We start from the raw sequence: 8,445 nt of genomic DNA, 5'->3' as shown, positions 1-8,445 counted from the left end.
GGAAACGGGCATGACTTTCATTATTGGGGGTGTCTGGGACCGTCATGCCCGTTAGTCATCCCTCGACAGGGCAGTGACCGCTCGCCGGGAGCAGGGCGCGGCGCGCCGGCAAACTTCGCTATAATCGACGCACGACCCTTCTTTCCCTTCGCCACGGGTACGCCCGAGGGAGCTTCTCGCATGCGCAATGAATCGTCGACGCCGGAAGCCGTTCCCGCAGTACCGCTTGCCTTCCCGCAGCCGACTTCGCCGGTAACGGCACGGCACGCCGACGGTACGCTGATCGACAGGTATGGGCGGCACGTGACCTACCTCCGCCTGTCGGTCACTGACCGTTGCGATTTTCGCTGTGGCTACTGCATGGCCGAGGAAATGAGCTTCCTGCCGCGCGCGCAGGTGCTGACCCTCGAAGAATGCCTGCGCGTCGCCCGCGCTTTCGTCGATCTCGGCGTGAGCAAGGTGCGGGTCACCGGTGGCGAGCCGCTGGTCCGCCACGACGTCGTCTGGTTGCTCGAACGGCTTGCCCGGCTACCCGGACTGCGCGAACTGGTGATCACCACCAACGGCTCGCAGCTCGAGCGCTTTGCTGCTGCCTTGTGCACCGCCGGCGTCAGGCGCATCAACGTCAGTCTGGACACGCTGCGCGCCGACCGATTTCGCGAGATCACGCGCGTCGGTGATCTCGCCAAGGTGTTGCGCGGTCTGGCGGCAGCGCAGGCGGCCGGTTTCGAGCGTCTGAAACTGAACACGGTGATGATGCGTGGCCGCAATGACGACGAACTGCTCGGACTGGTCGAGTTCGCCGTCGAACGCGGCATGGACATCGCCTTCATCGAGGAAATGCCGCTCGGCGAGATCGGTCACGGTCGTCAGACCAGCTATTTCAGCAGCGAGGAAGCACTGGCCCGTTTACAGACGCGTTTCCGGCTGCTGCCGTCCACCGAAACGACTGGCGGACCGGCGCGCTACTGGCGGATTCCCGACACGGCGACGCGCGTCGGCTTCATTTCTCCGCATAGCCACAATTTCTGCGACAGTTGCAACCGCGTGCGCGTCACCGCCCGCGGCGAGCTCTATCCGTGTCTGGGCAACAACGATGCCAGCCAGTTGCTGCCGTTGCTGCGCGCCCATCCGACCGACGACACGGCGCTGCGTACGGCGATCGTGCGCAGCATGGGGATCAAGGCCAAGGGCCACGATTTCGGCAATCAGATGGACGCACCACAGGTGATCCGCTTCATGTCGATGACCGGCGGCTGATCGCGTCGACGCTGCCGACGGGGTGCCTCGTTGTGCGCAGCACCACCCATCCACCGTGAAAGTCAGGCTGCCATGAGTCTTGTTGCCGAATTCCATTGCCTCAGCGACCACGACCCGGATGCGCTCGCGGTCGACCAGGCGCGCGCCTTCATTCGCAGCCAGTTGGCACCGTTGCAGACGCGCGAACGAGTGGCATTGCGCAGCGCGCTGGGACGCGTACTGGCGGGCGACGTGATCGCGCCGTTCGCCGTGCCCGCACACGACAATTCGGCGATGGACGGTTACGCGCTGCGCCGTGCGGATCTTTCGCAAGTCGCTGGCACGTGCCTGCGGGTCGTTGGCACGACCTGGGCGGGCAAGGCGTTTGCCGGCACGGTCGCCGCCGGCGAGTGCGTGCGCATCATGACCGGCGCGCTGCTGCCTCCTGACTGCGACACGGTGGTCATGCAGGAAGTCGTCGCCGTCGACGGTGACGAGATCATCGTGCCGCCCGGACAGCGTCCGGGCCAGAACGTCCGCCGCGCAGGCGAGGATCTCGCTGCCGGCAAGCCGGCGCTCGCCGGCGGACGACTGATCGGCCCGGCGGAACTGGGCTTGATCGCTTCGCTGGGAGTTGCCGAGGTCAGTGTTTTCCGGCGCCTGCGAGTCGCTTTCTTTTCGACCGGCGACGAACTCTGCTCGATCGGCACGCCGCTCGGCGACGGCGAAGTGTACGACAGCAACCGTTACACGATCTTCGCCATGCTCACCCGCATGGGTTGCGAGGTGCTCGATCTCGGCGTCGTCGGCGATCGGCCGGCGCTGCTCGAAGAGGCCTTTCGCCAGGCTGCGGCGGCGGCAGACGTGGTGATCACCAGCGGTGGTGTCTCGGTGGGCGAGGCCGACTTCGTCAGGGATCTGATGGCCACGCTCGGCGAAGTGCTGTTCTGGAAGATCGCCATGAAACCCGGTCGCCCGATGGCTTTCGGCCGTATCCGGGGCGCCGGCGAGGGCGCGCCGGGTGCGTGGCTGTTCGGTCTGCCAGGCAACCCGGTGGCGGTGATGGTGGCGTTCCTGCAGTTCGTTCGTGATGCGCTCTATCTGCTGATGGGCGCCGACCCGGTTCCCGGCGTGCCGCTGCTGCCGGCAGTGAGTGCGGTCGCGCTGAAAAAGTCGCCCGGCCGCACCGAGTACCAGCGCGGAGTTCTCGCCGACGGCCGGGTCCGCCCGGCGGGCGCGCAGGGCTCGGGCATCCTGCGTTCGATGTCCGACGCCAACTGTCTGATCGTCCTCGAACACGGTCGCGGCAACATTGCCGTCGGTGATCCGGTCAGTGTGCAGCTGTTCGACGGTCTGCTCTGAGCGTGCGCCGGTGTCCGGTCTGAGGCGGAAGAACCATGGATAGCGTGCTGCAGAGAATCTGGGTCTACTTCTGGCTGCCTGAGAGCAAGTACATCATCGCTGCTGCCGCATTCTTCGCGCTGCTTCTGCTGCGCCTTCTGCCCAGGGATCGTCGCCGGATCGGCAGTACGGCAGCGGTGTTCCTGCTGTGTCTGGCGGGACAGCTCTTTGGCGCGCTGCTCGAAGCGCTCGACTACTCGCGCGTCGCGATCATGATCCATGAAATCTTCGTCATCGGATCGGGTATGGCGCTGTTTCGCCTGGTCTCGCTCTGGGTCTTCCGGATCGTCCTGCCGCGTTTCGGCATCGAACTTTCCCGCCTCGCCGGCGACATCCTGCTGCTGGTGGTGTACGTCGCTTTCATCCTCGGGCGACTGCACATCGTCGGGCTCGACCCGTCTAGCCTGTTGACGACGTCGGCTGTGATTACCGCGATTCTCGCCTACTCGATGCAGGACACCATTGGCAATGTTCTTTCCGGCGTAGCCCTGCAACTCGACAACTCGCTGCGCACCGGTGACTGGATCAGGATCGACGACATTACCGGCCGCGTCGCGCAGATTCGCTGGCGGCAGACGACGATTCGCACGCGCAACGGCGACGTCGTCGTCGTCCCCAACAGCCAGTTGATGCGCAGCAAGTTTTCGGTCTTCGGTCGCGCCGACATCAGCGAGTGGCCCTGGCGTCGGTGGGTATGGTTCAACGTCACCTACGAGTCGCCGCCGACGCTGGTGATCCAGAAGGTCGAGGCGACCATCGCCAGTGCCGAGATTGCGAACGTCGCCCGTACGCCGGCCCCGACCTGCGTGCTGATGGACTTCGGACCGGGTTACGGGCGTTACGCGCTGCGCTACTGGATGATCGATCCGCAGCCGGACGACCCGACCGACTCGGCGGTGCGCGTGCATATCTTCGCTGCGCTGCAACGCGCCGGAATGCAGTTGGCGGTTCCCGAGCAATCGATGCACATCACCAAGGTAAACGAAGCATATCGCGAATCCGTCCATCGCCGGGAAGTCGAACGGCACGTCGCCGACCTGCGCAAGCTGGAGCTGTTTTCCGGCATGCAGGAGGAAGAACTGCGAACCATCGGCGAGCGCATGGTCTACGCACCTTTCGCCTGTGGCGACGTCATCTTCCAGCAGGGAGACGCGCCGCACTGGCTGTACCTGCTGGCGGCCGGCGAAGCGGAAGTGTGGATGGACTTCCCCGACCATTCCCGCCAGCTCTTCCGCACGATTCATGCAGGCAGTACCTTCGGCGAGAAGGGCGTACTGACCGGAGAGCATCGCCGTGCCTCGGTCATCGCCAAGACCGACGTGATCTGCTACCGGCTCGACCAGGCGACGGTCGAGGAAGTCATTCGCTCGCGCCCGGAAATTGCCGAGGCGGTCGCCGAAATTCTGGCACGGCGCGAGGTCGAGATGGACGAATTCATCCGCCGCTTCAGCAATGCCCCGGCCAATCCGGTCGCGTCGCATCCGAAGGCCGGCATCCTGACCATGATCCGGAGCTTTCTCGGCCTTTGATGGCTTGGCAGGAAACGGTCGGACGCCGCTGCCTACCACTGCAACTTGCCGGCGTAGCCGGTCATTTCGAGGTAGCCACGGCCGCGGAAACCGCCCTCTACGCGGACCAGTCCCTCCCAATACACCACCGATAGCGGCTGGCTGGTCACCAGTTCCTGATCGTCGAGCAGCGGTCGTGTACGCAGGGAGCGGTCGCCAATACGGACCTCAATTTCCACCGGGTAAAGCGCGCCACTGCGCGGCGACGTCCAGTGGCGAAGCGGTGCGAATTCGACGCTCGCCGGGTCGAACTGGCGCAGGTGGCCGGCGTTGTCGCGCCATGCGGCATGCGCGAAAAGCGTTCTGCCTTCGGCATCGCGCATGCGGAACGCCATCAGCGCACCGCCGTCGGCGAGGTTGATCCCCAACCAGTCCCAGCCGACCGCACCGTCGCCGAGGAGGGCAGTCGACCATTCGTGATCGAACCAGGCGCGACCGCCGACCGGATGCCGGTGCCCGTCGTGGAGCAGGCTTCCGCTGACGACGAGCTGTGGCCAGCTCACGTAGTAGCTGGCCAGTTGCGCGCTGTGGCCCTTGCGCGAATAGCCGCCATCGCCCTGCAGCAGCAGCGGCTGTGACGGCGTCAGCGTGAAGTCGTAGGAGAACTGTGGACTCTGCATCTGCAGGCGGAGCAACTCGCCGGGACCATCGGCCTGCCGGAAGATGCGCCAGGCGCCGATCGACACGTCGCAATCGGCGCTCGAAAAGCTGGCGCCGAGATTGGCGCGGGCGGCACGTTCGGCGTGCCGCAGACGATCGCCCGGAATCGTCAGCGCCGCGTGCGCGAACAGGATCTGGCTCGCCGCCAAGGGCGAACGGAGGTCTTCGGCAGTACCCGGCCGCGAGCGGAAGAAGGTCAGTTGAAAACCGGTGTCGGCAATCGGAGTGTCGAGCGCACCGGTGACGTACCACCATTCGTTGCGGAAGGCGGGGTGTGCGCCGTGGTCACGCGGGAAGACCAGGCCGGCGCCGGGCCTGACCGGCGGATAGGCGACCGACGCCGCCGCCGCGCGCACTGGTGTGGACAGCAGCAGAGAAGCGAGCAGGAAGGTTCGGCGTCGCATCGGCGCTCGTCTGCTAGGCGCTGGCCAGAATCCGTGCCAGTGGCAGGCGCGTCGCCCGGCGCGCTGCGTAGTGGCTGGCAACGACGGCTGCGCCGAGGGTCGACAACGCACTGCAGACGACGGCAGCCCAGGGAATCTGCAGTGGCATTCGCCAGTGAAAGGCCTGCGGATTGACCACATGTGTGAGGATGGCGCCGATCGCGATGCCGCAGGCGAGACCGATCGCGAGGCCAACGACGGCGATCAGCGCGCCTTCGAGCATCACCGCATGGCTCAACATGCGACGGCTGAACCCAAGCGCCCCGAGCATCGCCAACTCGCGCGCGCGCAAGCGGACGCCGGCGGCGAGCGTGACCGCCAGTCCGAACAGCCCGATCAGCATTGCCGCGGCTTCGAGCGCGTACGTGACGGCGAAGCTCTTGTCGAAGATAGAGAGACTTGACCGACGAATGTCGCCGGCGTCGGCGAGTTCGAGGCCGTGGCTGGCGACGTACGGCGCCAGCCAGGCAGCCGCATCGCGACCGGGCAGTGGCCAGAGGGCGAGGTCGGTGGGATGGAAATCGCCGCCGAGCTGCCGATAATCGTCGCTGCTGATCACCAGCGCGCCGAACTGCCGCGAATAGTCGCGCCAGACGCCGCCAATGAATCCTTCCACGGTCCGTCCGAGCAGCGGCAGGCGCAACCACTGTCCGGCCTCGATCCGGTAGATCTCTCGCAACGGTTCACTGATCCAGACCACCGGCGTCCGATCTGCCGGCGGCGCCAGCAGAGGACCGGTAATGGGCAGGCGTGCCGCCGGATTGCCGCGCTCGATCTCGCGCACGATCAAGGCGACGGCGGGGTGCTGCGGGTCGAGCGTCAGTGAGGTGTGCGCCGTCCGCTCGACGCGGGCAAACGGCGCGTCGGCTTGCATCAGGGCGTCGAGCAGGGACTGCGGCAGCGGCGTCGCCTTGCTGCGGAGATAGAGTGGGGCCGGCAGGACTTGGTCGAGCCAGTGGTCCACGGCGGTGCGAAAGCTCGAAACCATGATCACCATGCTGGCGGTCAGGGCGAAGCTGACGATCAGTCCGCTGGCGGCCACCTGCGCCATCAATGGCGCCTGCGCGACGTTCTGCAGCGCAATCTGCTGCGCCGCTGGCAGCCGTCGCCCGGCGCACCATGCGAAGAGATTTCTCGTCAGCAGCGGGGCGCTGGTAATGCCGACCACCAGCAGCAGCGCGATCGCCGCATAAGCGGCCAGCGGAAGTTCGTACCACGGTGGCAGCCGTGACAGAACGAACGCCGTCAGTGCCAGCAGCACCGGTGGCAGCCAGCCGCGACGTCGCACGCCGCCGGCTTCCACGATCTGCGCGAAACCGGCTTGCAGCGCCTGCGCCAACGGCTGGCTGCGGTTCAGGAAGGCTGGATAGATGGCGCCGGCCAGGCTGGCGGCGCAGCCGAGGGCGAAAAAGGCGAGCGCCGGAGCGATCCGCGGAACGATCGCCGGCGTGCTCGACGAGAAATAGCCGCCACCGAGGTCGCCACCGACGAGCTGCGTAAACGCCAGCGCCAGCATGTAGCCGAGAGACACACCGAACAGCGCGCCGGGGGCGCCGATCGCCAGCGCTTCGCAGAGGATCTGCAGCAGTCGCAGGCTTGGCGAAAGACCGAGCACCCCGAGCAGGGCAAACTGCGTCGAGCGCTGCGCGACTGCGGTCAATTGCGTCGCGAAGACCAGGAAGGCGCCGGTCAGCAGGGCGACCAGTGCCAGCACGTTGAGGTTGACGCGGTAGGCGCGCGAGAAGTTGGCGGCGCGTGCGCTGTCGTCCTCCGGGGCACGCAGCAGCAGGCCGTCCGGCAGGAGTTGCGCCGTCGTTGCCCGCCAGGTCGCCGCGTCGATGCCGGGTGCGAGGCGAATGCGACCTTCGCTGACCGCGTCGGTCGGTCCGAAATGTTCCTGTACCCAGGCGATGTCGGCAACCAGCAGCAGGTCGTTCTGGTCGGTAGCCGGCAGGTCGCCGGCGATGCGGGTCGACCACTGCTGATCGCCGCGCATCAGGGTCAACGTCGCTCCGATCGGCAGACTCAGCTTGTCGAGCAGCGCCGGTGAGGCGTAGACGGCGCCAGCGAGAATGTCGCCACCGGCGCCGCCTGCCGCGGATCGCGGCAGCAATCCGGGCATCACTGCAGCCGCGCTGAACACGTCGATTCCGATCAGGCGGAGCGGCGTGCTGCCGACGCGCACCCGCGTTTCGATCACCGGCGCGACGACCAGCACTGCGGGATCGCTGGCAATCTCGTTAATGCTCGCCAGCGGGACGCCGCCGCTGCTGTCGCGCCCGGCGATCAGCGCATCGGGGTCGCCCTGGACGGCCCGCATGGCACGGGAAAAGTCGGCCAGAGCCGCGTCGTTGATCAGATGAATGGCGTAGCCCAGTGCGACGCCGAGGGCGATCGCCAACATCGACAGCAGCGTCGCTGCGCGTCGGCTACGGAACTGGGCGCGGATCAGCCAGCAGGCGAGGGTCGTCATCGCAGCCCCTCCGGAGTCAGGGTCAGCGTGCGGTCACAGCTTCGCGCCACGTGTCGCGAATGAGTGACGATCAATGCGCTCGCCTGCTGTTCACGGACTCTTTCGAGCAACAGCGCCAACACCTCGTCGGCGGTACGTGGATCGAGGTTGCCGGTCGGCTCATCGGCGAGAATCAGCAGCGGTTGGTGCACCAGGGCGCGCGCGATCGCCACCCGCTGCAGTTCGCCTCCCGACAAGGAAGCCGGCCAACGATCGCCGAAGCCGGTCAGCCCGACGCGTGCGAGCAAGGCACGGATGCGTGGCCCGTGCTCGCCGACCGGCACGTCGCAAAGAAGCAGCGGCACCGCAATGTTCTGTGCCACGGTCAGCGTCGGCAGCACGTGAAACGCCTGGAAGACGAAGCCGATGCTGCGCGCCCGCAACGCTGCCCTTGTCGCTTCATCGAGCCGGACGATGTCCAGCGCCCGCGGGCCGATGTGGATCGAGCCGCGATCGGCAGTCTCCAGACCGGCGATGCAGTTCAGCAAGGTGCTCTTGCCAACTCCCGACTCGCCAACGAGGGCGACGATTTCTCCGTTCGCGACGCTGAAGCCGAGGTCGCTGAAGAGCGGCCGGTCGGCTTTGGCGTGCCGTTTCGCGAGCCCGGAGACGGTCAGCATCA

6 protein-coding genes are annotated in these 8,445 nt (G+C 66.5%); 3 read left to right on the top strand and 3 right to left on the bottom strand.

The genetic code is table 11. The features are described 5' to 3' along the window. Window positions 1–180: 180 nt before the first annotated feature. The 3 genes from moaA to NFV80_RS05150 all read left to right on the top strand — a co-directional run bounded on the left by moaA (window position 181) and on the right by NFV80_RS05150 (window position 4,169). A complete protein-coding gene (gene moaA / locus NFV80_RS05160) occupies window positions 181–1,260 on the top strand; it encodes a GTP 3',8-cyclase MoaA (protein WP_295329612.1) in 1,080 nt (359 codons plus the stop codon). A 72-nt stretch (window positions 1,261–1,332) separates the two neighbouring features. Continuing rightward, window positions 1,333–2,601, top strand: coding sequence for a gephyrin-like molybdotransferase Glp (glp, locus tag NFV80_RS05155; protein ID WP_296758027.1), 1,269 nt, complete (start codon window positions 1,333–1,335; stop codon window positions 2,599–2,601). 35 nt (window positions 2,602–2,636) lie between these two features. Next, window positions 2,637–4,169, top strand: a complete 1,533-nt coding sequence (locus NFV80_RS05150; protein WP_295329608.1) for a mechanosensitive ion channel family protein — start codon at window positions 2,637–2,639, stop codon at window positions 4,167–4,169. A 32-nt stretch (window positions 4,170–4,201) separates the two neighbouring features. Here the strand turns inward: NFV80_RS05150 and NFV80_RS05145 are convergent, their stop codons facing one another. Genes NFV80_RS05145 through NFV80_RS05135 form a run of 3 tightly spaced genes read right to left on the bottom strand, consistent with a single transcriptional unit; the run spans window position 4,202 to window position 8,443 of the window. Further along, window positions 4,202–5,272: a lipocalin-like domain-containing protein gene (locus NFV80_RS05145; protein WP_295329606.1), complete on the bottom strand. Its 1,071-nt coding sequence runs from the start codon at window positions 5,270–5,272 to the stop codon at window positions 4,202–4,204. 13 nt (window positions 5,273–5,285) lie between these two features. Beyond that, window positions 5,286–7,784: an FtsX-like permease family protein gene (locus NFV80_RS05140; RefSeq protein WP_295329604.1), complete on the bottom strand. Its 2,499-nt coding sequence runs from the start codon at window positions 7,782–7,784 to the stop codon at window positions 5,286–5,288. Then, complete coding sequence (locus NFV80_RS05135; protein WP_295329602.1) at window positions 7,781–8,443, bottom strand: ABC transporter ATP-binding protein; 663 nt, start codon at window positions 8,441–8,443, stop codon at window positions 7,781–7,783. The genes NFV80_RS05140 and NFV80_RS05135 overlap by 4 nt, the downstream gene beginning before the upstream one ends. Window positions 8,444–8,445 lie beyond the last annotated feature (2 nt).

Source organism: Accumulibacter sp., assembly GCF_023806565.1.
Classification (GTDB): Bacteria; Pseudomonadota; Gammaproteobacteria; order Burkholderiales; family Rhodocyclaceae; genus Accumulibacter.
The sequence above is the reverse complement of the archived record's forward strand: the minus strand, read 5'-3'. Positions and strand labels throughout refer to the sequence as shown.

What these genes read in the sequence shown, in the direction of transcription:
- NFV80_RS05150 (WP_295329608.1), top strand. Translation starts at nt 2,637, where the DNA reads ATGGATAGCGTGCTGCAGAGAATCTGGGTCTACTTCTGGCTGCCTGAG.
- moaA (WP_295329612.1), top strand. Translation starts at nt 181, where the DNA reads ATGCGCAATGAATCGTCGACGCCGGAAGCCGTTCCCGCAGTACCGCTT.
- NFV80_RS05140 (WP_295329604.1), bottom strand. Translation starts at nt 7,784, where the DNA reads ATGACGACCCTCGCCTGCTGGCTGATCCGCGCCCAGTTCCGTAGCCGA.
- glp (WP_296758027.1), top strand. Translation starts at nt 1,333, where the DNA reads ATGAGTCTTGTTGCCGAATTCCATTGCCTCAGCGACCACGACCCGGAT.
- NFV80_RS05145 (WP_295329606.1), bottom strand. Translation starts at nt 5,272, where the DNA reads ATGCGACGCCGAACCTTCCTGCTCGCTTCTCTGCTGCTGTCCACACCA.
- NFV80_RS05135 (WP_295329602.1), bottom strand. Translation starts at nt 8,443, where the DNA reads ATGCTGACCGTCTCCGGGCTCGCGAAACGGCACGCCAAAGCCGACCGG.